Below are 25,729 nucleotides of genomic sequence, written 5' to 3' on the forward strand. Positions count from 1 at the left end.
AGACCTGCCCTCGAACCCCGGAGTCGTGCCGTCTTGGAACCACTTGAACCACACCTGCAACAGGCGAATCCCGCCCCGAGTCAACCCGCGCCGGGCTCCAACGGTCACCAGCCGGCCCCCGCACCCTCGGTGCCCTCCGCACCGCCGGGCTCCCCAGCCGCAGCCTATGTTCGCACCATTTTCTCGGCGAGCGGCGCGATCACCCTCGCCTGGGTTGCGGGTGCCGTGTTCGCTGCGGGCCTGTTCGGCGCGGGCCTCCTTTTCTCCGCGGTCTTCGCCGTCGCGTTGAGCGAGGGCTCCGGCAGCGGGGGAGCGGAAGATGTGCTGAGCATCGACTTCGGGCAGGTCATCGCGGGCTTTCTCGTGCTGCTCGGTGCCCTGCTCGGCGGCGGCATCGCGATCGATGCCGAGGTGAACGCCGGTCTGTTCGCGGCGAGCGGTGTCGTCTCCGCGCGGGTGATCCCATTCGGCATCTATGCGCTGCTCATCGCAGGCGTTGCGCTCGTCGCCGGTCTGCGCATGCGTTATCAGCGGATCCCGGCGCCCTCGGTGGCCGCAGAGGCCTGTCGGGCCGCCGTCGAAGGTGGGCTGGTTGCTGCGTTCTTGGCGGCCATCACTGGATTCGCGTCGTTCGGCGGCTCCGCGTACTTCGGTGGCATCGCTGTGCGCACCCAGGCGCCGCTCGTCTTCCTCACGGTGTTCTTCGCCGTGGCAGCCACCCTCTGGCTGACGCGCGCACTCCTGCAGGGCCGCGCTGTGGGCGCATTCGCCCGGGGCTGGGCGGCCTCGCTGCGTGAAGCCGCCTGCTACCTGACCGTGCAGGGCGTCGTCTTCGCAGCGGTGGCGCTCGTGGTGCTGGTGATCGCCAGTGTGCACGTCGGCAACGGGGCACCGGTGCTGGCAGGCTCCGTGCTGCTCGGCAATTTCGCCGTCGCGGCGGCAGCGCTCGGGCAGTTCGGCGGCCTCACCGCGGGCACCAGCAGCGCGGGCAGCATGAGTGTGACGGTGTTCGACGTGCCAGACGGGCACGGAGCGTGGCTTCCTGTGTTCGCTGTGGTGGTGATCGTCGTGGCATCGATAGTTGTGGGAGTGCGCAGGCCCCGCACGGATCGCCCCGAGTGGCGGCGGGTCTGGCAGATGCCGCTCGTGGTGTTCGGGGGGTGGTGTGCGCTGGCGCTCGGCATCGTCGGCGTGCACGTCGACGGCGAAGTGTCGGCCGCGATGCAGCTGGGCCTGGTGGGCTCTGTGGGCCTGAGCTGGCCGTCACCGTTCTTGGCGGGAATCGCCACGGGGGTGGCGTCCGTCGGCGCAGAGTTCATCCCGCTGGTGCTCTTCCGCATTAACCCTGCACTCCTCGCCGTCCTGGGTGGGCGCCGAGCCGCGCAGCTCTGGCTGCACGGCAGCCGGGTGCCTGCACCCGCCGCTCCGTCGGCAGCTTTCCCTGCGCCGGCAGCGTCGAACCCGCAGGCACAGCACCCGCAGCAGCCGAGCCCGGCCGAGCAGAACCCTCAGGCCTGGTACACGCCTCCTGTCGGCGCGGGGGCACCGGCATCGCAGCCGCATGATGCGGCAGCCGATGCGCCGGGGGCCGCACCCCATCCAGTGCTGGCACCACCGAAGCCGATGTCACACAAAGCGCGCGAGCGTCTCATCGTGTCGCTCTCGGTGGCTGGTGTGCTGGCAGTGCTCGCGATCGCCAGCGCCGCGACGGTGGCCATCGTGAACCAGAGCCGCGACCCCGCAGCGATGGTGAGCCAGTATCTGCAGCTGCTCGAAGCAGGCAAAGCCGACGAAGCGACGCGACTCATCGATCCCGGCCTTCAGACCAGCGACCGCGCACTGCTCACCGATGAGGTGCTGGGAGCTGCCGAGCAGCGGATCGAGGTGGTCCGAGTCGAGACGACCTCGCGTGCGGAGGGTACGGCGAACGTGCATGTCACCTACGCGCTCGACGGTGAGAGATTCGAAGCGGAGTTGCTTGTCGAGCAGGGCCCCAAGGAGTATCTGGTGCTCGACACCTGGGAGTTGCGGGAGCCGCTGCTCGTCTCGGCGACGCTCACGGGCCCCGAAGCGACGTCGCTTACGCTCGGAACGAGCGAAGTGCCTCTGGAACGCAACGAATATGGCGGATCGGCAAGCCGTGAGGTGTACGTCTACCCCGGCGTGTACACCGTCACCACCCCCACGAATGAGTATCTGCAGTCATCGACGGAGCAGCTGCGCGCCGCGGTCGGCCATGAGGCCGAGCCCGCAGTCGCCGAGGTGACCGTCAAACCCAGTGCGAAATTCGAGGCGGAGGTTCTACAGCAGGTGCAGCAGCGAATCACTCAGTGCGTGACGATTCCCACGAACATGGATGATGCGTGCCCGTACGTGACGCAGGACACCGACCTTGCTGAGATGAAGGTGGTGCAGCAGCCCGAGGGCTTCGAAGACATCTCGCTGACGCACTTCACCTCCCTCGAAGGCAAGATCGCCGTGCGCCAGAATCCGTCGAGCTGGATCAAGGAACCCAGCCTGCGCGAGTCCGACGTCACCGTCAGAGGCGAGATCGAGTTCGAGAAGGGCAAACCCAAGATCACCGAGATCAACGTCGGCGGCTGGTAGCCAGCGACGCGATCCGCTCACGGCCCCACACAGCCAACCCCACGCGGGGCGGCCGCCCCCACGGCGGCCCCCCCGCGCTCCCTCACTAGAATGGCGATTCATGAGCGAAACCGCCGCGCCTCCCGTTCGCATCCGCCCCGACGTGCTCGCCACCCCCGCCTACCGGCAGGGCGCGGCGCCCACGAAGCCGGGCTTCAAACTGTCGAGCAACGAGAACCCCTTCGCACCCCTGCCGGGAGTGCTCGAAGCGGTGGCGCAGCGCGCGGGCGAGATCAACCGTTACGCGGCGGCGGCCATGCCCGAGCTGCGCGCCGCCCTCGCCGGCGAGTTCGGGGTCAGCCTCGACCACGTGCACCTCGCCGCCGGATCGGTCGCAATTCTCTACCAGCTCGTGCAGGCGGCCGCCGGCCCCGGCGACGAATACCTCTACGCCTGGCCCAGTTTCGAGGCCTACCCCTCGCTCGGCCTCGCCTCAGGCGCCACCGGCGTAGGAGTGCCGCTGACCGCCAGCGCCGAACACGACCTCGACGCGCTCGCCGACGCGATCACCGACCGCACCCGCGTGATTCTGCTCTGCACCCCCAACAACCCCACCGGCCCCGCGATCCGCCGCGCAGACTTCGACGCCTTTATGACGCGGGTGCCCGCCGACACCCTCGTGGTGCTCGACGAGGCCTACCGGGAGTTCGTCGACGCCCCCGACGCCGTGCGCGGTGAGGACGTGCTGCGCGCCCACTCCAACCTCGTCGTGCTGCGCACCTTCTCGAAGGCATACGGGCTCGCCGCGCTGCGCATCGGCTACGGCGTCGGGCACCCGGCGATCCTGTCGGCCGCCGCAAGCGTGGGGATCCCCCTCTCAGTCACCGGCGTCGCCGAGAGCGCGGCGCTGGCCTCGCTCACCCCCGCAGCCCGCGAGGCGCACGCCGAACGGGTCGCAGAAATCTCGCGACGACGCGACGCGCTCGCCGCCGGACTGCGCGAGCTCGGGATCGCCGTGCCCGAAGCGCAGGGCAACTTCGTGTGGCTGCCCGAGGGGCGAGACCGCGGCGGTGTCGCGAACGCCCAGGCGCTCGCCGATGCCTTCGCCGATGCCGGCACCCTCGTGCGCCCGGTCGCAGGCCACGGCCTGCGCATCTCGGTGGGCGAAGCCGAGAGCATCCCTGAGGTGCTGCGCGTGGTGAGCGCGTTCCTCGCCGCCGACTGACCCTTCTGACTCGCACCCCCCGATCCGCCCACCCCGCGATATATCCGCGCGGTGACGGGGGTGCTCATTACACTGGGTCAGGATGAGCGAACAGACGACTTACGGCCCGCTGCACGGTGGGGCGGATCCCGAGCCGATCCGCTTCCTCGACGAGGCGGGCGCCTACGCGCCCTCGGCCACCGCAGCCGAGTTCGCCGACGAGCTCGCAGCCGTCGGGATCGACGAATTCAAGCAGTGGTACCGCGACATGGTTTCCACCCGCGCCTACGACACCGAGTGCACCCACCTGCAACGGCAGGGCCAGCTCGCGCTCTGGGTGCCAAGCGTCGGACAGGAAGGCTGCCAGGTGGGCCTCGCCCGTGCCGCCGAGCCGCAAGACCACATCTTCCCCGCCTACCGGGAGCACGCCGTCGCGCTGATCCGCGGTGTCAGCTTCCTGCAGATCGCCGCACAGTTCCGCGGTCTCACCCACGGCGGCTGGGACGTCACCGACCCCGCCCACGGCAACTTCCACCTCTACACGCTCGTGCTCGGCGCGCAGACCCAGCACGCCACCGGCAACGCCCTCGCACAGCTGCTCGACGCCAAACGCAGGGCCGGCGACACGAGCATGGACGCCGGTGAGCCGGGCACCGCAACCGGCGAAGCCACCATGGTCTTCTACGGCGACGGCACCTCGAGCCAGGGCGACCCCAACGAAGCGATGATCTTCGCCGCCAGCTACCAGACTCCTGAGGTCTTCGTGGTGCAGAACAACGGCTGGGCCATCTCGGTGCCCGTCACCCGTCAATCGCGCACCCCGCTCTACCGCCGCGCACTGGGTTTCGGGCTGCGTGCCGTGCAGATCGACGGCAACGACCCGCTCGCTGCCTACGCGGTGGGTCGACGCTTCCTGCGCCTCGCCCGCGAAGGCCAGGGCCCCGGCTACATCGAAGCGCTCACCTACCGCATCGGCGCCCACACCACCGCCGACGACCCCACCCGCTACCGGCCAGACGGCGAGCTTGAAGAGTGGCAGCAGCGCGACCCGATCGTGCGCCTCGAGCAGCATCTGCGCTCCCTCGGCGTCGACGACGCCTTCTTCGCAGAGGTGCGCGAGACCGCAGATCGCGAAGCCAAGCGTGTGCGTGACGGGATCCTCAGCCTCCCCGCGCCCGAAGTCGACTCGATGTTCGCCCACGTCTACGCCGAGCCCCACCCCCGCATCGAAGAGCAGCGGGCCTGGCTCGCACGCTACGAAGCGTCGTTCGCGGAAGGAGCGGAGCAGTGAGCCCCGTCACCACACTCACCGAGCGCACCACCCTGCCGCTCGCCCGCGCCATCAACGAGGGGCTGCGCACGGCTATGGTCGCCGACGAGCGCGTGCTGCTCATGGGCGAGGACATCGGCCCGCTGGGCGGCGTGTTCCGAGTCACCGACAAACTGCAGGCAGACTTCGGTTCGGCCCGCGTGCTCGACACTCCGCTCGCCGAAGCCGGCATCGTCGGCAGCGCGATCGGTCTCGCAATGCGCGGCTACCGCCCCGTCATTGAGATCCAGTTCGACGGCTTCATCTTCCCCGCCTTCAACCAGATCGTCACCCAGCTCGCGAAGATCCGTGCTCGCCACGACGGCAAGGTCGACATGCCCGTGGTGATCCGCGTGCCCTACGGCGGACACATCAACTCCATCGAGCACCACGAAGAGAGCCCCGAGGCATACTTCGCACACACCCCGGGCCTGCGCGTTGTCGCACCGTCGACTCCCAACGACGCCTACTGGATGATTCAACAGGCGATCGCCTCGAACGATCCGGTGCTGTTCTTCGAACCCAAGGCGAAGTACTGGCAGAAGGGGGAGGTGGATCCTGCCGAACCGACTGCGGGGCTCCACCAGACCCGCATCGCACGCAGCGGCACCGACTGCACCGTCGTCGGCTACGGCGCCATGGTGACGACACTGCTGCAGGCCGCCGAGGTTGCGCAGTCCGAGGGCACCAGCCTCGAAGTGGTCGACCTCCGCAGCGTTTCCCCGATCGACTACGAGCCGCTGCTCGCCTCCGTGCGCAAGACCGGGCGTCTGGTCGTCGCGCAGGAAGCCGTGGGCAACGCCAGCGTCGGCAGTGAGATCGCCGCAACGGTCGCCGAGCGCGCGTTCTACTCCCTGCAGGCCCCCGTGTTGCGCGTCTCCGGCTACGACGTGCCCTTCCCCGCAGCGGCCATCGAATCGCTCTATCTGCCCGACGCCGACCGGGTGCTCGAAGCCGTCGACCGCACCATGCACTACTAGAACTTCCGATCCAATCCCAGGAGCAACCATGAGCGAGATGACGTTCCCGCTTCCCGACGTGGGAGAAGGCCTGACCGAGGCGGAGATTGTCACCTGGCACGTCGCACCCGGCGACACTGTCGAACTCAACCAGGTCATCTGTGAGATCGAGACCGCGAAGTCGCTCGTCGAACTTCCCTCGCCGTTCACAGGCACGGTCACCGAACTGCTCGCCGAGGTTGGGCAGACGGTTCCTGTGGGAGAGCCGATCCTGCGAGTCACCACCGCGGCCACCGACGGGGCCGAAACCGCTCCGGCACCCGGTGCTGAGACGGCGCTCGCCGACGAAGAAACCCGCACAGCAGTCGCAGATACCGCCGCCAGCGTCGAGCACGAAGAGGGCGGCGGAGCCGTGCTCGTCGGCTACGGCACCGGCGGCACCGTGAAGTCGCGCCGTCGTCGCGGCGGCGAGCCGCTGTTGCACGGATCGCCCCGAGCGCAGGCGCCGATCCCCGTCGCCGAGGCCAGCCCGATCATCGCGAAGCCTCCCATCAGAAAGCTCGCCAAAGACCTCGGCGTCGATCTCGCACAGGTCGCCGGCACCGGGATCGCCGGAGAGATCCTGCGTGACGACGTCGTACGGCACGCCACCCAGGCCAGCCTCTTCCGCAACATCTCCACCCCCGAGGTGTCCGAAGCGCGTGAAGAGCGCATCCCCCTGAAGGGCATGCGCAAGCAGATCGCGAAGGCGATGGTGACCAGCTCGACGGAGGCCCCCCACGTGGGCGTCTTCACCGACGTCGACGCCACCCGCACCATGGAGTTCGTGAAGCGACTCAAGAACTCCACCGACTTCGCCGGGGTCAAAGTGTCACCGCTGCTCATCTTCGCGAAGGCGATGCTCTGGGCGATCCGCCGCAATCCCGAGATCAACTCGACCTTCACCGACACCGAGATCATCCGTCACAACTTCGTGAACCTCGGTATCGCCGCGGCCACACCGCGCGGTCTTGTGGTGCCCAACATCAAGGACGCGCAAGAACTCAGCCTGCTCGACCTCGCGAAAGCCATCGAGCAGCTCACCCTCACCGCGCGTGAGGGCCGCACGCAGCCGGCCGAAATGCAGAACGGCACCATCACTATCACCAACATTGGTGTTTTCGGCATGGATTTCGGCACCCCCATCCTCAACCCCGGCGAGTGCGCCATCATGGCGATGGGCACCATCAAGCAGAAGCCGTGGGTGGTCGACGGTGAGGTGCGGCCCCGCATGGTCACCACCGTGGGCGGTTCCTTCGACCACCGCATTGTCGACGGTGACGTGATCTCGCGCTTCGTCGCCGATGTGGCCTCCGTGCTCGAGGAGCCCGCGCTGCTGCTCGACTGACCGACGGGAGACCCCGATGACCCTCGACCACCCCGGCACTCTGCTGGGCAAGCTCGTCACGCTCGAACCGCTCGCCGCCGAGCACCACGACGAGCTTGTCGAGGCGGTGCGCGACGGCGAGATGTGGCGGCGCTGGTACGCGCGCGTGCCCTCCCCGGACGGCATGGCCGCCGAGATTCAGCGTCGGCTGGAGCTGCAGCGGCAGGGCTCCATGCTGCCCTTCACCGCGCGCCGCACCGACACCGGCCGTGTCATCGGCATGACCACCTTCATGCACATCGACGCCACCACACCGCGCGTCGAGATCGGGTCGACGTGGAACGCCGAGAGCGCTCACGGCACCGGAACGAACCCGGAGTCGAAGCTGCTGCTGCTCGCGCACGCCTTCGAAGTGTGGGGGTGCCCTGCCGTCGAGTTCCGCACCGGCTTCCACAACCAGCAGTCGCGCGACGCGATCGCCCGGCTCGGGGCGCGGCAGGACGGGATTCTGCGCGCGCACCTGCGGGAACCGGCCGGCTACCTGCGCGACACGGTCGTGTTCTCGATCACGCAACCCGAGTGGCCGGGCGTGCGCCTCGGGCTCGAGCATCGTGTGGCGCGGCATCTGGGGGAGGCACCGGGCGGCTTTCGCCTCGGCTGAGCCCGCTGCGACCGGGTGCAGGCATCGCCGCTGAGCCCGGGGCCGCTGAACTCGCTGAGACTGCCAGGCCTCGAGAACGCCGAAGGGCGCCCCGGCCGGTGAGCCGGGGCGCCCTTCGTGCGTGTGCAGCGGATCAGGCCGCGCTGGCCTGCAGCTTGTCGTGCGTATTGAGCGCGCGGAACGCGAGCGCTGCGAGCGCTGCGCCGACGAGCGGGGCCACGATGTAGAGCCACAGGTTGCCCCATGCGAAGTCGCCGTGCACGGCGAGGCCGAGGGCCACAGCCGGGTTGAAGCCGCCGCCGGAGATCGGGCCGACGATCGAGGCGCCCACGAACACGGTGGTGCCGATGGCGAGGCCGTAGAAGGAGTTGCCTGCGTGATCCTTCGAGGTGGCGACGTTCAGCACCACGTAGACGAGCACGAAGGTGAGCACGGCCTCAGCGAGGAATGCCGGGCCGGTTTCGATCTCGACGGGCGCTGCAGCACGGGGCCACAGGGCGGTCGCGAGCAGGGCGCCGAGCGCGCCGCCGATGAACTGGGCGACGATGTAGGCGATGAAGTCGCCGAGGGTCATGGCACCGCGCAGCAGGGCACCGAGCGACACGGCCGGGTTGAGGTGGGCACCCGAGAGGTGACCCGTCGCGTAGACCAGCACCATCAGCGTGAAGCCGATCACGAGGGGCGTGAAATCGCCCGCGTTGTTGATCGCGCCAACGATCGAGAAGACGAACAGGAGGGTCGCGAGGGCTTCAGCAACCGCGTTACGCACGGTACCGGTCATTTCGACTCACTTTCTTAGAGCTGTTGGAAGACATGCTTGCCCTTGATTATCTCAAAGCTGTGGCCGCGCTCGGGCACTGTCGACAGGCCCCGCACTAGGCATGCAGCTGCCGCGGCTCGCCGGGGCTGTGGCTTGCGGGTTCGAGTTGCAGGGTGACGTGCGAGGTGTCGAAGTGCTCGTGCAGGCACGCCCGCAGCTCGTCGAGAATTGCGTGGTAGTCGCGCTCGCTCCATGCCGCATCAGAGACGGTGACGTGCGCTGAGAACGCCGGCACCCCCGAGGTGATCGTCCACGCGTGCACATCGTGCACCTCGGTGACGCCGGGCACGGCGAGCATGTGGTCGCGGGCGGCGTCGACATCAATGTTCTTGGGGGACGCCTCGAGCAGCACATCGACCACATCGCGTAGCAGACTGATCGCGCGCGGGAAGATGAGTAGTGCGATGAGGATCGACGCGATCTGGTCGACGGTGTTCCAGCCGGTGAGCATGATGATCACACCGGCAATGATCACCGCAACAGAACCGAGCAGATCGCCCAGCACTTCGAGGTAGGCGCCCCGCACGTTGAGGCTCTCCTTCTGCCCGGCCTGCAGAATCAGCAGCGACACCAGGTTTGCGAGGGCACCGATCACCGCCGCCACGAGCATGGGCCCTGAGTGCACCTCGACCTCCGCGCCGAAGCGCGAAATCGCCTGCACCAGGATGACCACCGCGATCACCCCCAGCACGATGCCGTTGACGAGCGCGGCGAGCACCTCGACGCGCAGATAGCCGAAGGTGCGCTTCGAGGTCGCGGGCAGCCCGGCGATGAGGCTCGCGATGAGCGCAATCGCGACGCCGGTCGCGTCGGTGAGCATGTGCCCCGCGTCGGCCAGCAGCGACAGCGAGTTCGAGATGAACGCGCCCACCACCTGCACGACGAACACGCCGAGGGTGATCGAGAGCACGAGGATCAGCCGCTTGCGATGCTTCGCAGCTGCGGTGCCCGGAGAGGCGGATCCGCTGCCGATTCCGTGGTCATGGGAGTGGCCGTGGCCGCCCCCATCGGCGGCATCGGGCCGCTCAGGGTGCCCGGCGCTGAACTCGGGCTCGCACTCGTCCTGCATCGCTTCTCCCATACCTGTCACTCCTGAACGTTACCCGCCGCCGCCCTACCCGGCGAGGCTCCTGAAGCGGCGCAGGCGCAAACTGTTGCCTACCACGAACACGCTCGAGAACGCCATCGCCGCCCCCGCTAACATGGGGTTGAGCAGCCCCAGCGCGGCGAGCGGAATCGCGGCGACGTTGTAGGCGAAGGCCCAGAACAGATTGCCCTTGATCGTGGCGAGGGTGCGGCGCGACAGCCTGATGGCGTCGGCCGCGCTGCGCAGATCGCCGCGCACCAGCGTGATGTCGGCGGCCTCGATCGCAGCGTCCGTGCCGGTGCCCATCGCAAGGCCCAGGTCGGCGCGAGCGAGCGCGGGAGCGTCGTTGACGCCGTCACCGACCATCGCAACGACGCGGCCCTCGGCCTGCAACGCCGCGATGACATCGACCTTGTCGCCTGGGAGCACCTCGGCGTGCACGCGCGCGATACCTAGCTCGGCGGCAACCCGTTCGGCGACGGCCCGGTTATCACCGGTCAGCAGCACCGTTTCCAGGCCGAGGCGCTCAAGCGCGCGGATCGCCTCGGCGCTGGTGGGCTTCACCGAGTCGGCGACCGCGAAAAGACCGCGCGCCTCCCCATCCCAGGCGGCCACCACAACGGTGCGACCGGCATGCTCAAGCCGCTGCTTCTCGGCGAGCAGCGCGGCATCGACGGTCACCGCCCAATCCTCAAGCAGCGAGGTGCGGCCCACGATCACCGCGGTTCCCGCCACAATCGCGGTCACACCACGCCCGGCAACGTTCTGGAACGACTCCGCCACAGGCAGATCCGCCACCGCAATGCCCAGCTCCGCGGCGGCGCCGCGCCCGATTGCCTGCGCAATGGGATGCTCCGACGCGATCTCCACGGCACCGGCCAGGCGCAATAGCTCGGCCCGGTCCTGACCCGGCGCGGGCACCACCTCAGCCAACTCCATACGCCCGCTCGTCACCGTGCCCGTCTTATCGAGCACAATGGTGTCGACGCGGCGCGTGGACTCCAACACCTCGGGCCCCTTGATGAGAATCCCCATCTGGGCACCGCGACCCGTGCCCACCAGCAGCGCCGTCGGCGTAGCCAGGCCTAGCGCGCACGGGCACGCGATGATGAGCACGGCCACCGCAGCGGTGAACGCGCTCGCCGCCGAGAACCCCAGCGCAAACCAGGTGATGAGCGTCGCGAGTGCGATCACCAGCACGATGGGCACGAACACGCCGGAGATGCGATCCGCGAGCCGCTGCACCTCGGCCTTGCCCGACTGCGCCTCCTCGACCATGCGAGCCATCTGCGCGAGCTGCGTGTCGGCACCGACTCGGGTGGCGCGCACCACGATGCGCCCGCTCGTAGACACCGTGCCGCCCGTGACGGCATCGCCGACTGAGGCCTCCACGGGCACGGACTCGCCCGTCAACAGGGAGGCGTCAACAGCGGTGGCGCCCTCGACGATCACACCATCGACGGCGATCTTCTCGCCGGGCCGCACCACGAACTCGTCGCCGACACGCAACTGCTCGACGGGCACGCGCACCTCAGCACCATCGCGTCGCACCGCGACGTCCTTCGCGCCGAGTTCGAGCAGCGCGCGCAGCGCCGATCCGGCCTGCCGCTTCGAACGCTTCTCGAAGTAGCGCCCGGCCAACAAGAACATGGTGACGCCCGCGGCCACCTCGAAGTAGATGTTGCCGGCCCCGTCATGCGGATGCACGGTCAATTCGAAGGCATGGGTCATGCCCTTCTCGCCCGCGGTGCCGAAGAACAGCGCATACAGCGACCACAGGAACGCCGCCGAGGTGCCCACCGACACCAGCGTGTCCATCGTGGCGGCACCGTGCTTCAGGTTGACCCAGGCCGCCCGGTGGAACGGCCACGCCGCCCACACGATAACCGGGGCCGTCAGGGTGAGCGCCGCCCACTGCCAGTAGTCGAACTGCAGGGCCGGAATCATCGAGAGGAGGATCACGGGCACCGAGAGCCAGACCGAGCCGATGAGGCGCTGGCGCAGGGAGGCGAGTTCGGGATCTGGGGTGTCTGTGCGTTCTGCGTCTTCTGAGGTGGGTGCGGGCGCGGGGAGCGCCGCGGTGTAGCCGGTCTTCTCGACCTCGGCGATGAGCTGTTGCGGATCGAGGTCATCAGGGGCGGCGACGTGCGCCTTCTCAGTGGCGTAGTTGACGCTGGCCTCGACGCCGTCGAGCCTGTTCAGCTTCTTTTCGATGCGGGCTGCGCAGGATGCGCAGGTCATACCGCCGATTTCAAGTTCGTAGGTGGTGCTCACGGTGTCACGCCCTCGTCGCGGTGTAGCCGGCTTCGTCGACGGCGGTGCGGATCGCGGTGTCGTCGATCGGCTCGGCGTGCTCGACGCGCAGCAGGCCGGTGGCGGCGCTGACCTCGACCGAGGTGACGCCCGGCACTGCGGTGACCTCCTGGCGGATGGCCTGCTCGCAGTGGCCGCAGCTCATGCCGGTGACAAGGTACTCGGTGGTGCGGGGTGCGGCGGTCATGGCGGATCCTCTCGTTGCGGCTTCTCTCAGCATACCCCCATGGGGTATCAATTGCATCAACTCGGGCGCGCTTCGGGCTATTCCCGCCAACTCGGTGGTGGCGGTGGGCGATACTCTCGATCCATGTCTGCCCTGCGTATCGGCTTCGTGATGCTGCACACCTCGCCCCTTGACGTGCCCGGCACCAAAGACGCCGGAGGCATGAACGTGGTGGTGCGGGCGCAGGCCGACGCGCTTGCGAGCTCGGGCCACGAGGTCACCATCTTCACGCGCCGCAGCGACCCTGCTACACCGCCCCGCACCGTGCTCGAATCGGGGCTCGTAGTGGTGCAGATCGACGCCGGCCCCGCGCGGCTGCTCGCAAAGGGTGAACACGAAGCCGTGATGGCGCAGTTCGGTGAAGGCCTGCACGCCGCGTTGCAGCACACCCCTGTCGATCTGCTGCATGCCGAGCACTGGTTCTCGGGTATTGCGGCGCTGCCGGTGGCGCGCCGCGAGGGAATCCCGCTCGTGCAGAGCTATCACTCGATTGCGGCGCCCCCCGAGTCGCCGCTCACCGATGGCGAGCGGCCGGAATCGCCGGGGCGTTTGGCGGGGGAGCGGCGGCTGGCCCACGAGGCCGACCTGGTTATTGCGGTGAGTGAGGCTGAGCGGCGTACGGTGCTCGACAGGCTCGCAGGAGACCCGGCGCGTGTGCTTGTGGTGCCTCTCGGCGTCGATACCGAGCTGTTCCATCCGTGCACCGATCCGCACGGTGTTCAGAATCTCGGTGCGGCGGATCGCGGTGACACGGAGCACAGCGACACGGAGCGCGGCGCCTCGGCTCACGGCTCGGGTGACCGCGCAGAGGTGATCCTCGTGGGCCGGCTGCACCCGCTGAAGGGTTTCGATCTCGCCATCGATGCCGTCGCCGCGCTGCCGCCCGAGCTGCGCCCCACCTTGCGCATTGTCGGTGCGGCCCCGCCCGACGGCGACGACTACGTGCGCGCCCTGCATGAGGCTGTGGCGAAGCACGGCATGTCCGACACCACAGTGTTCGAGGGTGCTCTGCCGCGCGAGGAGCTCGCCAAGCGCGTGCGCTGCGCGACAGTGATGCTCGTGCCCTCGCACTCCGAGACTTTCGGGCTGGTCGCTCTCGAGGCTTCCGCGTCGGGTGTGCCGGTGATTGCGCGCGACACCGGCGGGCTGCGCGAGGCCGTCGTCGACGGCGAGACGGGGCTGCTGGTGCGGGGCGACGATCCGCGGGTGTGGGCTGCGGCGCTGTCTTCGCTTCTGGAAGATCCGCAGCGGATCGCGCCCCTCGCTCGCCGAGCACGCCCGCACGCCCTCGCTCACAACTGGGCGGCCTCGGCTGAGCGGCTGCTCGACGTCTATCGCGGGCTGCTGACGGCCGAGACGCCTGCGCCCCTCGGCTGATCGCCACCCAAGAAGCACGGCCACAAAGGGACCGCCCCGGCCGCAGAGTGCGGCCGGGGCGGTCTCAGGCGCTCCGCGCGTCGCCTACTTCTCGGCGAGGAAGGCTTCGAGCTCTTCGCGCGCCACGTGATCCGCCTTCTGCACCGGCGGCGACTTCATGAAGTACGCCGAAGCCGCCTCAACAGGGCCGGCCTGCCCGAGATCGAGGGCAACCTTCGCGCTGCGGATCGCATCGATCATGGTGCCCGCCGAGTTGGGCGAATCCCACACCTCGAGCTTGTACTCCAGGCTCATCGGAACGTCGCCGAAGCCGCGGCCTTCGAGGCGCACGAAGGCGAACTTGCGATCCTCCAACCACGGCACATGGTCGCTGGGGCCGATGTGCACGTCGTCTGCGTCGAGGTTTGCCGAGATGTTCGAGGTCACGGCCTGCGTCTTCGAGATCTTCTTCGACTTCAGGCGGCTACGCTCAAGCATGTTCTTGAAATCCATGTTGCCGCCGACGTTGAGCTGGTAGGTGTGGTCGAGGGCGATGCCGCGGCTCTCCATAAGGTGCGCGAGCACGCGGTGCGTGATCGTGGCACCGACCTGGCTCTTGATGTCGTCGCCCACAATGGGAAGGCCGGCCTCGACGAACTTCGCCGCCCACTCGGGGTCGCTCGCCACGAACACGGGCACCGCGTTCACGAAGGCGACGCCTGCGTCGAGCGCGGCCTGGGCGTAGAACTTCACGGCCTCTTCGCTGCCGACGGGCAGATAGCAGGCGAGCACCTCGGCGCCCGAGTCGCGCAGTGCCTGCGCCACATCCACAGGCTCAGCGGGCGACTCCACGACCTCGTCGCGGTAGTACTCGCCGAGGCCGTCGAGGGTGGGGCCGCGCTGCACGGTCACGCCGATCGGCGGCACCTCGGAGAACTTGATGGTGTTGTTGCGGCCGGCCCAGATGGCCTCGCTGAGGTCGGCTCCGACCTTTTCGGCGTCGACCTCGAAGGCGGCGACGAACTCCAGATCCGAGACGTGGTAGCCGCCGAGCCGAACGTGCATCAGCCCCGGCACCTCGGCGTTGTCATCCGCGTCGCGGTAGTACTCGACTCCCTGGACGAGTGAGCTTACGCAATTCCCGACGCCCGCGAGGGCAACCTTCACAGTCATAGCACCAATTGCTTTCTTTGCTGTTCTTCCCCGTGTCATCGGGGCGCACCAAGTTTCGATTTTACTCCTGTTGCTGAACGGGCCGAAATGGCTCGAAACGATCCGCCCGCGAGGAGCGGCGCGAAGCCGTGCGAGCGTAGGCTTGGCTCGTGAAGCGCTCGCCCACGGGCGCCGAACGAGGGGTGAGCTGCCGAATGAGCGAAACAGGCCTGCATCAGGGGCGGATGGTCGTTGCAACTGCGATCCGCGCCGCTCATGAGGCCGGTGCGATTGCCCGTGAGGGCTTTCGCGGCGGTGACCTCGGCGTCGCCATCAAAACCGATATGCACGACGTCGTCACCCATTTCGACCGCGCCGCAGAAGCCCACATCCGCGGGGTGATTCTGGAGTGCTTTCCCGACTCGGCGATCGTGGGCGAAGAAGCGGGCGAAACCGCGGGGGCGGGGCCACTCACCTGGTACATCGACCCGATCGACGGCACCTCGAATTTCGCGCGGGGCATCGCGATGTGGGCGGTGAGCATCGGGGTTGCTGTGGCCGGGGAAATGGTTGCCGGGGTGATCTACGACCCTGTTGCGGCGCAGCTGTTCTGGGCCGACGAGCGAGGTGCCTTTCTCGCCGAGCAGCCGGTGGACGCCACCGACGCGCTGGTGCGTAGCCGGCCGCTGCAGAGCGTGGGGGCGACCGTGCCAGCGCAGGCCACCGTCGCGTTGAACTTTCCGCTCGCCCGCGATCTGGTGCACTTCCCCGAGCTGGCGCTTGAGCAGTTCGCCGAGGTGACGCGCACCTTCGCCCAGGTGCGGGGTCTGGGAAGCACCTGCATCGCGCTCGCGTGGATCGCGGCGGGGTGGCTCGACGCGACGGTCTCGTTCGAGACGAACCCATGGGATGTTGCGGCGGGAGCGTTCATCATCCGCCGCGCCGGCGGGGTCTACCGCTCCTACGCGCACGGCGAGGCGTTGCCCGAGCACGGCGATCACCTCGGCCCGCACTACTACGCCGCGGTGGCGGGGGGCGACTTCGAGCTGCTGCACGAGATCATGCGCACACAGAGCCGTCGGCCCTGAGGGCCGCTGCTTCTGGTGGGGGGTGAGGATCCGAATGCTCCGCCCTCGTCCGTTTCAGCCGCTGGTGAGCTGTGCCGCGAGCTGCAGCAGCAGTGGCTCCGAGCCGGGGTGCCCGATGAGCTGCGCCCCCATGGAGAGTTGCCCTGCCCCGTGCGGGTTGGGCACGGTGAGCGTCGGTACCGCGATGGCCGGCAAGCCGGAGACGTTGACCATCGAGGTGAACGGGGTCCACTCGCACTGGGCGCGGTAGTCGGCGTCGGGGTGCAGGTTCATGAACGCACCGATGCGGGGCGGGGGCGTGGCGAGGCCCGGGGTGAGCACCACGTCGTAGCGCGCCCACTCCGCGCGCAGCCCCGCCGCAATGCCGCGCAGCGCTTCCGCCGCGGCGAGGTGGGTCTCGCGTGGTGTGGCGAGGGCGCGTTCCCGGTACAGGCGGGTGAAGGGGGTGAGGCGCGCCTCGGCCTCCGGTGACAGTGCGAGGAGCGAGAGCCCCGCCATCCAGCAGCTGGTGAAGACCTCGGTGTAGCGCGGATCATATGCGAAGCGGGCCTCCTCGACGTGGTGGCCGCGCGCGATGAGGCCGGCGGCTGCGGCCTCATAGGCGGCGTGCGCCTCAGCGGAGATCGGGGTCGGATGCGCCGATTCGAACGGCGACGCCGTGCTCATGCCGATGCGCAGCCCGGTGAGTTCGTCGGCTCGGCGCACCGCTGGGAGGCTCGGCGCGGGGGAGCCCGTCATCGCGTCGTACAGCATGGCGGCGTCTGCGACCGTGCGCGCGAGGGGGCCGCTCACAACGAGCTTCGGTGCACCGAAGTCGTCGAACGGTCCGCCGATGACGTCGCTGGGCACTGAGCCGAGCCCGGGCTTCAATCCGATGAGCCCGCAGGCGAGGGCGGGAATCCTGATCGATCCGCCTCCGTCGCTGCCGGGTGCGACAGGCAGCAGGCCGGCGGCGACGGCGGCTGCGCTGCCGCCCGATGAGCCGCCGGGGGTGCGTTCGGGGTCGAGGGGGTTGCGTGCCGGGGCGGCCACGAGGTTTTCCGAGTAGGCGTTGAGGCCGAGTTCGGGCACCTGTGTCTTGCCGAGCGAGACGGTGCCGGCCGCGCGCAGCACCGCGACGCTGAGGTGGTCGTGCTCGGCGACGGCGGTGGGCAGTGCTGCCGTGCCGCGGCTTGTGGGCGCACCGGCCACTTCGACGAGGTCTTTGTGTGCGATGGGCAGGCCGTGCAAGGCAGGCAGGGCGCCGGGAATCGCGCGCTCCTCGGCGGAGAGCGCGGCGAAGCGGGAGTCGGCGGCGTCGGCCTCGGCGAGGGCCTGCTCTGCGGTGACGGTGACGAATGCGCCGAGTTCGGGTTGCTCGGCGATGCGGTCAATGTAGTGCTCGGTGGCCGCGCGAGACGACAATTCGCCCGAGCGCAGGGCCGCTTGGAGTTCGAGGGCGGTGCCGGGGAAATCGCTCATGCCGCCACTCTAAGCGCTGGCCCTCGGCGGCGCACGGGCGGTCCAGACGTTGCCCACCTCAGCGCCCTTGTTGCGAACGGTTATCAAGAACTGTTAGAGTGAGACTCGTTCTCATTTAGAAAGTCACTCATGCCTCACGCATCACGCACCCACCGCCGCCTCAAGATCGCTTCGCTCGGAGCCGCGGCTCTCGCCACAGCTCTGCTGCTCACCTCCTGCAGCGGATCCGCTCAGAGCGCCGACGCATCCGATGGTCTCAAGGTCGTTGCCACAACTACCCAGCTCACCGACTTTGCCAGCCAGGTCGGTGGCGCAGACATCGCACTCACCGGGCTACTAGCACCCGGCGGCTCCGCGCACCACTTCGACCCCACACCCGCCGAACTGCTCGCCCTGAGCGAGGCCGACGTGCTCATCGTCAACGGCGCCGGCCTCGAAACCTTCATCGACGGGGCGATCGAGGCCTCAGGCTTCGACGGGCGCATCATCACCGCGGTCGACGGCCTCGACTCCGAGCTGCTGCGCGAGATCACCGCCGAGGGGGGCGAAGCCCACGAGCACGAAGCCGGCCACGAAGCCGACGCGCACGCCGCTGAGGAGGCCGCGGGCGACCACGCCCAAGGTGAAGAAGAGCACGACCACGACCACGGCGACGTGAACCCCCACATCTGGACCAGCCCGCGCAACGCCGCCGGCATGGTGCAGGAGATCGCCACCGGCCTGAGCGAAGCCGACCCTGCCCACGCCGCCGACTACGCCGCCCGCGCCCAGGGGTACCTCGACCAGCTCGACCAGCTTGACACCTGGATCGCCGCGCAGTTCGAGCGCGTGCCAGCTGCAGACAGGGTGCTCGTCAGCGGCCACGACTCGCTGCGCTACTACCTGCACGACTACGGCATCACCTTCGCCGGGTCGATCCTGCCGAGCTTCGAAGACAACGCCGAGCCGAGCGCCGCCGACATCGATGCCCTGGTGGCCTCCATCACAGAACGCGGCGTCAAGGCCGTCTTCGTCGAATCGTCGATGAGCCCCAAACTGGCGCGCACCATCGCCGCCGAGGCCGGCGTCGAGGTGATCGATGCCGAATCCCTCTACGCCGACTCGCTCGGTGCCCCCGGCGCTCAGAGCGGTGGAGCCGACACCTACATCGGTGCCACCGTGCACAACACGCGCGTCATTCTTGAGGCGTGGGGCGTCACGCCCGATCCGCTGCCCGCTAGTCTGCAATGATGACCGACGCACCCTCCGCAGCCGCGCTCGCCCTCGACGGCGCAGCCTTCGGCTACGCCGGTGTGACGCGCGTCGAACGGCTCACCCTCGAAGTGCCGCGAGGTGCCGCCGTCGCACTCATCGGCCCGAACGGCTCTGGCAAATCGACGCTGCTGCGCGGCATCCTGGGGCTGTCGGAGCTCACCGCCGGCAGCGTGAGCGTGCTGGGCGGCACGCCGGATCGGGCGCGGCGCAGCATCGGCACACTGCCGCAGGCAGACACCCGAGATGCCACACTGCCCGTCAGCCTGCGCCAGGTCGTCACCATGGGGCTGTACCGCTCGCGTGGCGCGCTGCAGCCGATCGGCCGCGCAGGTCGCGCCGCCGTCACCGAGGCGCTGGCGCGCGTCGGGCTCGCAGGGCTCGCCGGGCGCCGCTTCGGCGAACTCTCCGGCGGTCAGCAGCAGCGCGGCATCCTGGCGCGGGCGCTCGTGTCCGATCCGGAGCTGCTGCTGCTCGACGAACCCTTCAACGGTCTCGACCGTGAGAACCGCGACACGCTGCTGCGGCTCGTGCGCGAGCTGCGCGACGAAGGGCGCACCGTGATCGTGTCGACGCACGATCTCGAGATCGCGCAGCAGGCGTGCACGCACGTGCTGCTGCTGGCGAGCGGCCACGCCCCCGATGAACCGGGGCATCCGGCCGCCTTCGGCCCGCTCGACGAGGCGCTCACCCTTGACGCCGTGCAGCACGCCTTCCAAGACACCACCGTCGAACTCGACCACCACACCGTCACGACCACGAGAGAGACGGAGTAGTGCTCGTGCGGCTCGCGGGGCTTCTCGCACCTGCCGGATCCGGCCCGCTCACCGAGGCGATCGCCCCACTCATGGCGAGCCCGCTGGCTGCCGTCTCGCCCGTCGAAATCTTCACGCTGCCGTTCATGTGGCGCGCGCTCGTGACCGTCGCGATGCTCGCGGTTGCCGCAGGCGTGGTGGGGCTCTTCATCAGCTTCCGCGAACTCGAGTTCGTGAGCGACGGGCTGGTGCACGCGGTGTTTCCCGGGCTCGTGGTGGGTGCGGCGCTCGGCGGCGTCGCCGGGGTGCTGCCCGGTGCGGTGGTAGCGGCGCTGCTCGCTGCGGTGCTGTTCACTGTGATCGAGCGGCGCGGGATCGGGGCCGACGCGGCGATCGCAGTGGTGCTCACAGGCCTCTTCAGCCTCGGCGTGGTGCTGGTCTCGCGGCAGGAGGGCTACGTCTCGCAGCTGCAAGAACTCCTCTTCGGCCGCCTGCTCACGGTGACGTCTGCGCAGATCTGGCAGATCGCAGTGGTATCGGCCGCGGCCATCCTCATCGTGCTCCTCACCCGTCGTGCGCAACTCTTCCGCGCCTTCGACCCCGCTGGTTTCGAGGCCGCAGGGTTTCGCACGCTGCGCACCGACCTCGCGCTGGGAGTGGCAGTCGCACTGCTCACCGTGGCCGGGGTGCAGGCGCTCGGCGTGCTCATGGTGGTGGCACTGCTGACAGTGCCAATGGCGGCGGCTCGGCTGGTCTCGCGCGGCTTCGCGCTGCTCATCCCGATCGCGATCCTCGTGCCGCTCGCGGCCGGCTTCGCGGGGCTGTGGCTGTCGTTTGAATGGTCGGTGGGCGCCGGTGCGACGGTGTCGCCGGGAGCGGTGGTGGTGCTGCTGCTCGTGGCCGCCTACCTGCTGGCGGCGCTGCTGCGCACGCTGCGTGATCGGATGCGCGCATGAGCTACTTCGCGCTCGCCGCCATCGAGCTCACCCTGTTGGGCCTCCTCTCCGGTCTCGCCGGCACCCTCATCGTGCTCCGACGCCGCTCCTTCTTCGCGGTCGCACTGAGCCACGCCACCTTCCCTGGCGGCGTCGTCTTCGCGGTGTTGGGGTGGAACCTGCTGCTCGGGCAGGCGCTCTTCGCGCTGCTGCTCGTACTCGTGATGACGCTGCTCTCGCGCATCCCCGGGCAGGGGCGCCAGGTCGCGAGCGGCGTGGTGCTCTCGCTGGGCTTCGCCCTCGGCACACTGCTCGCAAGCCTCAACCCGGGGTTGGGAGTGCCCGTCGAAGCGCTGCTTATCGGGTCGCCGCTCGGCGTGACCATCAGTGACGTCGCCGCAGCGGGGGCGGTGCTGCTGCTCACGGGGGCCGTGCTCGCGATGACACGGCGCCGGATTCTGTTCCACACCTTCGACCCCGTGGGCTTCGCAGCCGCCGGATTCCGGGCCTGGCCCGTGGAGCTCGTGGTGGTCGGCGTGGTCGCCGCGGCAGTGGTGGTGGCGATGCCGGCAGTGGGCGCGATCCTCGGGGTCGCGGTGCTCATCGGACCCGCTGCTGCGGCGCTCGCGCTCACCGACCGCATCCAGTGGGTGCCGCCCATCGCGGCCGGGCTGGGTATTGCTGGCGGCCTGCTCGGGCTCTGGGCATCGCGGCAGTTCGGCATTGCGGCGGGCGGATCCGTGGGCCTCGTGATGACACTCGTATTCCTCGGGGCTGTCGCGATCCGCACCCTGCGTACGCGAACCTTGCCGCAGACCAACCACGCGCGGCGCCCGCGCAAGACCTGAGCGAGCCGCCAGACTCTGAGGAACCGCGCTACGGTGGAGGGCAGACGCGCAAGAAAGCCCCAAGAGAGGAAGCGCCATGCAGCCGAAACGGAACACGTGGCAGCGCGAAGCCGTGCGTGCGGCGCTGGCCGGCGCCCACGGCTTCGTCAGCGCCCAGCAGCTGCATCAGGAGCTGCGCGACAGCGGATCCACCATCGGCCTTGCCACCGTCTACCGCGCCCTCGCAAGCCTCACCGAAACCGGTGAAGCCGACTCGCTGCAGTCACCCGAGGGCGAAAACCTGTTCCGCTCATGCACGATGACCGGACACCACCACCACCTCATCTGCCGCAGCTGCGGCGACACCCGCGAACTCTCCGCCGCCGTGGTCGAAGAATGGACGCGCAAGGTCGGAGCCGAGCACGGCTTCACCGAGATCGAGCACGTCGTCGATCTCTTCGGCCTGTGCGAGCGCTGCCGCGCACGAGCCGAAGAGACCTCCGACGAGGCCGCAGCTACGCCGCCCGCTTCCTCCGCGCAATGATCCGCTGAGCCCGGCGTCGCGCCCGGCGCAGGCTCACCCGCTCCCGCCGCCGCTCAACCAGCGTGTAGAGAATCGGCACGAGCACCAGGGTGAGCAGCGTCGACGACACCAGACCGCCGATCACCACGATGGCGAGCGGGCGCGAAATGAACACGCCGCCACCCGTAAGCCCCAGCGACATCGGCACCAGCGCGAAGATCGTGGCCGCAGCGGTCATCAGAATCGGCCGCAACCGCAGACGAGTGCCGTGCTCGACAGCATCCTCGAGAGACGCACCCGCGGCACGCAAACGGTTCACAAGATCCATCAGCACGATCGCGTTCGTCACCACAATGCCAATCAGCATCAACAGACCGATGAGCGCGGGCAGGCCCAACGGGGTGCCTGTCAGCAGCAGGCCCAGGATCGCGCCCGTCGCCGCGAACGGAATCGAGATCAGCAGCACGAGCGGCCCACGGAAACTGCGGAAAGTGGCCACCATCACCAGCAGCACCAGCATGATGGCGGCGATCATCGCGGCACCCAGTTGCGCGAAGGCCTCATCCTGCTCAGCACTCACGCCACCGAGCTCGAAGCTGACACCGGCGGGCAGCTGCGCAGTGGCGATCGCGCGTTCCACAGCCGCGTTCGCCGCGTCCAACTTGCCACTGCGCGGCGTCACCGTGAGCGTGACCTGGCGCTCGCCGTCGGCGCGCGTGATCGTAGGAGCGGTCAACTCCTCCTCGACGGTCGCAATATCGGCGAGAGCGATCGCGGTGCCGGTGATGCGGGCCGCCGCCTTCTGTTCGGCCTCCGCCTGCTCCTGCTGCGCGAGCTGCTCAGAAGCCTCGGTCTGCGACTGACGCAGCGCCGAGATCTGCTCGTCGATGCCCTCGATGCCGCTCTGAGCGCCGGCGATAGCTCCCTCCAACGCAGCAAGTTGCTCCGCCCGCTGCTGGGCGGCACGCATCGCAGCCTCGTCAGCGGGATCCAGCGGCGGCTCAGGCACCACTGGCAGGCTCTGCAGCTGGGCGAGCTGCGAGTTCAGCTCGCCCAGCTGGGAGACGAGCTGCGCGCGCTGCGCCCCGGCCTCGCGCAGCTGCTTCGCCAGTTCGTCATTGGCGCGGGCGCGCTGCGTCTCAGCCTCGGCCTCGGCCCGCTCCTGCAGCGCGTCGGCGGCGATCTTCTGCGCCTGCGCCGTCTGCTGCGGGGTGACGGGCAGCATCAGCGAGCCGAGCTGCTCCGCCGTGCGCTCCGCACCGGGGGTGCGCAGCACGATGTCGCGTTCACGGCCCTCGAACATCATGCGGCCGACAGTCTTACCCTCAGACGCGGTGCGCACCGCGTCTGCCACGAGCGCACGGTCGAAGCCGAGCAGCGCGGCCCGATCCTCGTTCAGCTTCACCCGCACCACCGGCTGCTCGCCCGTGAGCTCGCTGCGCACAGACTGTACGCTCGCCGACTCGCTGAGCTGATCCTCGAGCAGCTTGCTGGCCTGCCGCAGCGCCGCAGGGTCGTTGCCACGGATCTGCAGCGCAATGCCGCCACCGCCCGCGCCGCTGACAAAGGCGTCCTGGGTGAGCAACTGCACCTCTCCCGCATCAGGCACACGCCCCACGGCACGCTCCACAGCGTCGCCCACGGTCTCCGCGTCGGCGCCGTCTTCAAGCTGCACATCGTAGGAGATCGAAGCGGGCATGCCCGCGGCGCCGCCGCCCACGGGAATCGACGTCATCACGTCGCGCACACCCGGCACCTTCGCGAGCGCACGCTCGACAGGTTCAGCGGCCGCGACAAGCTGCTCGGCGTCGCCCGTCTGCGGCGGGGTCTGCGTGAGCTGCAAGCTCTCATTGCCGGAGGAGCCCAGGAAGTCGCTCTGCAGGAACGGGGCCATTGCGAGCGTTGCGACAAGCACGAGAGTGGAGGCGATGAGCGTGATCGCCGGGTGCCTGCGGGTTGCGGTCAGGGCGGGCATGAGGGATCGCTGCAGCCTATCGGGTGCGGTGCGGGTCTCAGCAAGCTCGTCATCGTGCTCCGGATCCGCATCCTGCGCCCCTGCCGTGCGCGCACCGCGCCGGTTCATGAACCAGTAGGCGAGCACCGGCACGATCGTGAGGGCGACGAGCAGCGACGCAAGCAGCGCGATCGTCACGGTCACGGCGAAGGGCCGGAAGAGCTGCCCGGCGATGCCCGAGACCAGTGCGATCGGCAGGAAGACCGCGACGGTGGTGAGCGTCGACGCGGTAATGGCGCCCGCGACCTGGCGCACCGAGGCGACCACGCCCGCCACGGTGAGCGGCCCTGAACCACGACGCCTGCTGATGTTCTCGATCACCACGATCGAGTCGTCGACCACGCGACCGATCGCGATGGTGAGTGCGCCGAGGGTGAGAATGTTCAGCGTGTTGCCGCTCCACCACAGTCCGATGAGCGTGATGAGCAGCGACAGTGGGATCGAGACCGCCGCGATCACCGTCGAACGCCACGACCCGAGGAAGGCGAGGATGACAAGCACCGCGAAGAGCAGGCCCAAGCCGCCCTCGACCGAGAGATCGTGAATGGACTGCTCGATGTAGGGAGCCTGATCGAAGATCGTGACGAACTCGGCCTTCAGGCTCGGCGCGACCTTGTCGAGCTCGGCGGTGACGGCGTGCGAAATGTCGACGACATTGGCTCCGTGCGCGGGAAACACCTGCAGGGTGAGCGCCGGCTTCCCGTTGACGCGGGAGATCGATTCGGCAGGCACGGCCTCGGTGGTGACATCGGCGAAATCGGAGAGGTGCACGACGGCGACGGTGTCGTCTGCGCCGGTCGTGGTGAAGGGCAGGGCCGCGATCTCCTCGACAGTGCTGAGGCCGCTGCCCACGGTCACGGAGAGCTCGCCCCGATCAGAGGCGGCCTGCCCGGCCGGGAGGGCCGCCCCGCGAGCCTCTAGCGCCGGAGCGATCTGAGCGGTGTCGATCTTCAAACGGTCGACATCGGCGGGGCGCAGCGCGATTAGGATCCGCTGCTCCTGCCGCCCCGCAAGCTCCACCTTCTGCACCCCGTTCACGCCCTGGAGGGCGGGCACGACCGAGCGTGCGAGCTCGTCGGCGAACGCGGCGGAATCGCCTGTGGTGCCGGCGCTCAGCACCATCGCGGGCATGTCGTCGGCGCCGCCCGAGAACACCTGCACCTCGCTGCCATTCGGGAACGTCGACTTCAGCGAGTCTGCCGCGGCACGGATGGTGCGTAGCGTCTCCTCCTCACCCTCTTCGAAGGGCCATTCGACGGTGATGTCTGCGGTGCCGCTCGCGGTCGTCGAGGTGACGCGGGTCACGCCGGGCACTGCGCGCAGCGCCTGCTCAGTGGGTTCGGTGACCGTGCGCGCCATCTCCTCGGGGGCGAGCCCGGGTGACTGCACCGACACGAACGCGGCAGGCACCTGCATGGAGGGCATCAGCTCTTGTTTGAGTGAGCCCATCGAAATGAGGCCGAGCACCGCAACGGCGACGGTGGCGAGCCCCACGATCAAGCGGTTCTTCAGGCTGGTGCGAGTGAGAAAGGACATGTGCTCTTTCGATGTGAGCGGGCCCGGGCAGGGGAGGCTGCCATCGCCGGGCCTGCTGCGGGCGGATCGCCGCGGCTGCTGCGCGCACGGCTCGGTCGATGGTTCCATCCTGTCGTTCCGCACGGGTGGCCGCATCGTCCCCGGGTACTATCTCGGCTCATCCCGAAGGATGATTCTGGGAAGCCAGAAAGATGGCGCGGCGGCTGCTGAGAGGTGGCGCTGAGACGGTGGGGTGGATCGGCTGCTGCTGATCCGCCGCCGCTGATGGCTTGCTTCTGATGAGCGGATGCGGATCGCGAT

20 protein-coding genes are annotated in these 25,729 nt (G+C 68.9%); 13 read left to right on the top strand and 7 right to left on the bottom strand.

The genetic code is table 11. The annotated features are described in order from the left end of the window. Nucleotides 1-129: 129 nt before the first annotated feature. The 6 genes from WFI54_RS09285 to WFI54_RS09310 all read left to right on the top strand — a co-directional run bounded on the left by WFI54_RS09285 (nt 130) and on the right by WFI54_RS09310 (nt 8,085). The gene (locus tag WFI54_RS09285; protein ID WP_336652509.1) at nt 130-2,607 is read left to right on the top strand and encodes a hypothetical protein; all 2,478 of its coding nucleotides are present in this window, start codon (nt 130-132) and stop codon (nt 2,605-2,607) included. A gap of 100 nt (nt 2,608-2,707) precedes the next feature. Continuing rightward, nucleotides 2,708-3,811, top strand: a complete 1,104-nt coding sequence (locus WFI54_RS09290) for a histidinol-phosphate transaminase (protein WP_336652510.1) — start codon at nt 2,708-2,710, stop codon at nt 3,809-3,811. Between the two features lie 82 nt (nt 3,812-3,893). Further along, nucleotides 3,894-5,081 (top strand): thiamine pyrophosphate-dependent enzyme, encoded by a 1,188-nt coding sequence (locus tag WFI54_RS09295; RefSeq protein ID WP_336652511.1) that lies wholly within the window; start codon nt 3,894-3,896, stop codon nt 5,079-5,081. Next, on the top strand, nt 5,078-6,079 hold the full coding sequence (locus tag WFI54_RS09300) for an alpha-ketoacid dehydrogenase subunit beta (RefSeq protein ID WP_336652512.1): 1,002 nt from the start codon (nt 5,078-5,080) through the stop codon (nt 6,077-6,079). Before WFI54_RS09295 ends, WFI54_RS09300 begins: the two co-directional genes overlap by 4 nt. Nucleotides 6,080-6,107: 28 nt before the next feature. Beyond that, nucleotides 6,108-7,445 carry a dihydrolipoamide acetyltransferase family protein gene (locus WFI54_RS09305; protein ID WP_336652513.1) on the top strand — a complete coding sequence of 446 codons (1,338 nt, stop codon included), beginning with the start codon at nt 6,108-6,110 and terminating at the stop codon, nt 7,443-7,445. A 16-nt stretch (nt 7,446-7,461) separates the two neighbouring features. Beyond that, a complete protein-coding gene (locus WFI54_RS09310; protein WP_336652514.1) occupies nt 7,462-8,085 on the top strand; it encodes a GNAT family N-acetyltransferase in 624 nt (207 codons plus the stop codon). Nucleotides 8,086-8,218: 133 nt separating this feature from the next. Here WFI54_RS09310 and WFI54_RS09315 read toward each other — a convergent pair whose 3' ends face one another. The 4 genes from WFI54_RS09315 to WFI54_RS09330 form a co-directional block, all read right to left on the bottom strand. Further along, nucleotides 8,219-8,866: an MIP/aquaporin family protein gene (locus WFI54_RS09315; protein ID WP_336652515.1), complete on the bottom strand. Its 648-nt coding sequence runs from the start codon at nt 8,864-8,866 to the stop codon at nt 8,219-8,221. Between the two features lie 94 nt (nt 8,867-8,960). Further along, a complete protein-coding gene (locus tag WFI54_RS09320) occupies nt 8,961-9,986 on the bottom strand; it encodes a cation diffusion facilitator family transporter (RefSeq protein ID WP_336652516.1) in 1,026 nt (341 codons plus the stop codon). A gap of 33 nt (nt 9,987-10,019) precedes the next feature. Then, on the bottom strand, nt 10,020-12,266 hold the full coding sequence (locus WFI54_RS09325; RefSeq protein ID WP_336652517.1) for a heavy metal translocating P-type ATPase: 2,247 nt from the start codon (nt 12,264-12,266) through the stop codon (nt 10,020-10,022). Nucleotides 12,267-12,270: 4 nt separating this feature from the next. Next, the gene (locus WFI54_RS09330) at nt 12,271-12,492 is read right to left on the bottom strand and encodes a heavy-metal-associated domain-containing protein (protein WP_336652518.1); all 222 of its coding nucleotides are present in this window, start codon (nt 12,490-12,492) and stop codon (nt 12,271-12,273) included. 123 nt (nt 12,493-12,615) lie between these two features. On the opposite strand from WFI54_RS09330, the gene WFI54_RS09335 reads away from it, so the two are divergent. Beyond that, complete coding sequence (locus WFI54_RS09335) at nt 12,616-13,908, top strand: glycosyltransferase (RefSeq protein WP_336652519.1); 1,293 nt, start codon at nt 12,616-12,618, stop codon at nt 13,906-13,908. An 84-nt stretch (nt 13,909-13,992) separates the two neighbouring features. Here the strand turns inward: WFI54_RS09335 and WFI54_RS09340 are convergent, their stop codons facing one another. After that, nucleotides 13,993-15,060, bottom strand: coding sequence for an inositol-3-phosphate synthase (locus WFI54_RS09340; RefSeq protein WP_336652520.1), 1,068 nt, complete (start codon nt 15,058-15,060; stop codon nt 13,993-13,995). A 149-nt stretch (nt 15,061-15,209) separates the two neighbouring features. On the opposite strand from WFI54_RS09340, the gene WFI54_RS09345 reads away from it, so the two are divergent. Then, on the top strand, nt 15,210-16,127 hold the full coding sequence (locus WFI54_RS09345; RefSeq protein WP_336652521.1) for an inositol monophosphatase family protein: 918 nt from the start codon (nt 15,210-15,212) through the stop codon (nt 16,125-16,127). 54 nt (nt 16,128-16,181) lie between these two features. On the opposite strand, the gene WFI54_RS09350 is transcribed toward WFI54_RS09345, so the two are convergent. Then, nucleotides 16,182-17,588 (bottom strand): amidase, encoded by a 1,407-nt coding sequence (locus tag WFI54_RS09350; RefSeq protein WP_336652522.1) that lies wholly within the window; start codon nt 17,586-17,588, stop codon nt 16,182-16,184. 129 nt (nt 17,589-17,717) lie between these two features. Between WFI54_RS09350 and WFI54_RS09355 the strand changes: the two genes are divergently transcribed. From WFI54_RS09355 to WFI54_RS09375, 5 genes are all read left to right on the top strand, one after another. Then, complete coding sequence (locus WFI54_RS09355) at nt 17,718-18,818, top strand: metal ABC transporter substrate-binding protein (protein WP_336652523.1); 1,101 nt, start codon at nt 17,718-17,720, stop codon at nt 18,816-18,818. Beyond that, on the top strand, nt 18,818-19,615 hold the full coding sequence (locus WFI54_RS09360; RefSeq protein WP_336652524.1) for a metal ABC transporter ATP-binding protein: 798 nt from the start codon (nt 18,818-18,820) through the stop codon (nt 19,613-19,615). Before WFI54_RS09355 ends, WFI54_RS09360 begins: the two co-directional genes overlap by 1 nt. Continuing rightward, entirely contained in the window at nt 19,615-20,550 is a 936-nt protein-coding gene (locus WFI54_RS09365) for a metal ABC transporter permease (protein WP_336652525.1), read from the top strand. Before WFI54_RS09360 ends, WFI54_RS09365 begins: the two co-directional genes overlap by 1 nt. Next, nucleotides 20,547-21,377, top strand: coding sequence for a metal ABC transporter permease (locus WFI54_RS09370; protein ID WP_336652526.1), 831 nt, complete (start codon nt 20,547-20,549; stop codon nt 21,375-21,377). Before WFI54_RS09365 ends, WFI54_RS09370 begins: the two co-directional genes overlap by 4 nt. A gap of 76 nt (nt 21,378-21,453) precedes the next feature. Continuing rightward, nucleotides 21,454-21,900, top strand: coding sequence for a Fur family transcriptional regulator (locus WFI54_RS09375; protein WP_336652527.1), 447 nt, complete (start codon nt 21,454-21,456; stop codon nt 21,898-21,900). Here the strand turns inward: WFI54_RS09375 and WFI54_RS09380 are convergent. Next, the gene (locus WFI54_RS09380) at nt 21,872-25,429 is read right to left on the bottom strand and encodes an efflux RND transporter permease subunit (RefSeq protein WP_336652528.1); all 3,558 of its coding nucleotides are present in this window, start codon (nt 25,427-25,429) and stop codon (nt 21,872-21,874) included. The two genes, WFI54_RS09375 and WFI54_RS09380, sit on opposite strands and share 29 nt — an antisense overlap. Nucleotides 25,430-25,729: the final 300 nt, after the last annotated feature.

Source organism: Leucobacter sp. MMO-125 (assembly GCF_037148395.1).
In the GTDB taxonomy this organism is placed as follows: domain Bacteria; phylum Actinomycetota; class Actinomycetes; order Actinomycetales; family Microbacteriaceae; genus Leucobacter.

What these genes read in the sequence shown, in the direction of transcription:
- WFI54_RS09290 (WP_336652510.1), top strand. Translation starts at nt 2,708, where the DNA reads ATGAGCGAAACCGCCGCGCCTCCCGTTCGCATCCGCCCCGACGTGCTC.
- WFI54_RS09295 (WP_336652511.1), top strand. Translation starts at nt 3,894, where the DNA reads ATGAGCGAACAGACGACTTACGGCCCGCTGCACGGTGGGGCGGATCCC.
- WFI54_RS09305 (WP_336652513.1), top strand. Translation starts at nt 6,108, where the DNA reads ATGAGCGAGATGACGTTCCCGCTTCCCGACGTGGGAGAAGGCCTGACC.
- WFI54_RS09310 (WP_336652514.1), top strand. Translation starts at nt 7,462, where the DNA reads ATGACCCTCGACCACCCCGGCACTCTGCTGGGCAAGCTCGTCACGCTC.
- WFI54_RS09315 (WP_336652515.1), bottom strand. Translation starts at nt 8,866, where the DNA reads ATGACCGGTACCGTGCGTAACGCGGTTGCTGAAGCCCTCGCGACCCTC.
- WFI54_RS09320 (WP_336652516.1), bottom strand. Translation starts at nt 9,986, where the DNA reads ATGGGAGAAGCGATGCAGGACGAGTGCGAGCCCGAGTTCAGCGCCGGG.
- WFI54_RS09330 (WP_336652518.1), bottom strand. Translation starts at nt 12,492, where the DNA reads ATGACCGCCGCACCCCGCACCACCGAGTACCTTGTCACCGGCATGAGC.
- WFI54_RS09335 (WP_336652519.1), top strand. Translation starts at nt 12,616, where the DNA reads ATGTCTGCCCTGCGTATCGGCTTCGTGATGCTGCACACCTCGCCCCTT.
- WFI54_RS09340 (WP_336652520.1), bottom strand. Translation starts at nt 15,060, where the DNA reads ATGACTGTGAAGGTTGCCCTCGCGGGCGTCGGGAATTGCGTAAGCTCA.
- WFI54_RS09350 (WP_336652522.1), bottom strand. Translation starts at nt 17,588, where the DNA reads ATGAGCGATTTCCCCGGCACCGCCCTCGAACTCCAAGCGGCCCTGCGC.
- WFI54_RS09355 (WP_336652523.1), top strand. Translation starts at nt 17,718, where the DNA reads ATGCCTCACGCATCACGCACCCACCGCCGCCTCAAGATCGCTTCGCTC.
- WFI54_RS09360 (WP_336652524.1), top strand. Translation starts at nt 18,818, where the DNA reads ATGACCGACGCACCCTCCGCAGCCGCGCTCGCCCTCGACGGCGCAGCC.
- WFI54_RS09370 (WP_336652526.1), top strand. Translation starts at nt 20,547, where the DNA reads ATGAGCTACTTCGCGCTCGCCGCCATCGAGCTCACCCTGTTGGGCCTC.
- WFI54_RS09375 (WP_336652527.1), top strand. Translation starts at nt 21,454, where the DNA reads ATGCAGCCGAAACGGAACACGTGGCAGCGCGAAGCCGTGCGTGCGGCG.
- WFI54_RS09380 (WP_336652528.1), bottom strand. Translation starts at nt 25,429, where the DNA reads ATGTCCTTTCTCACTCGCACCAGCCTGAAGAACCGCTTGATCGTGGGG.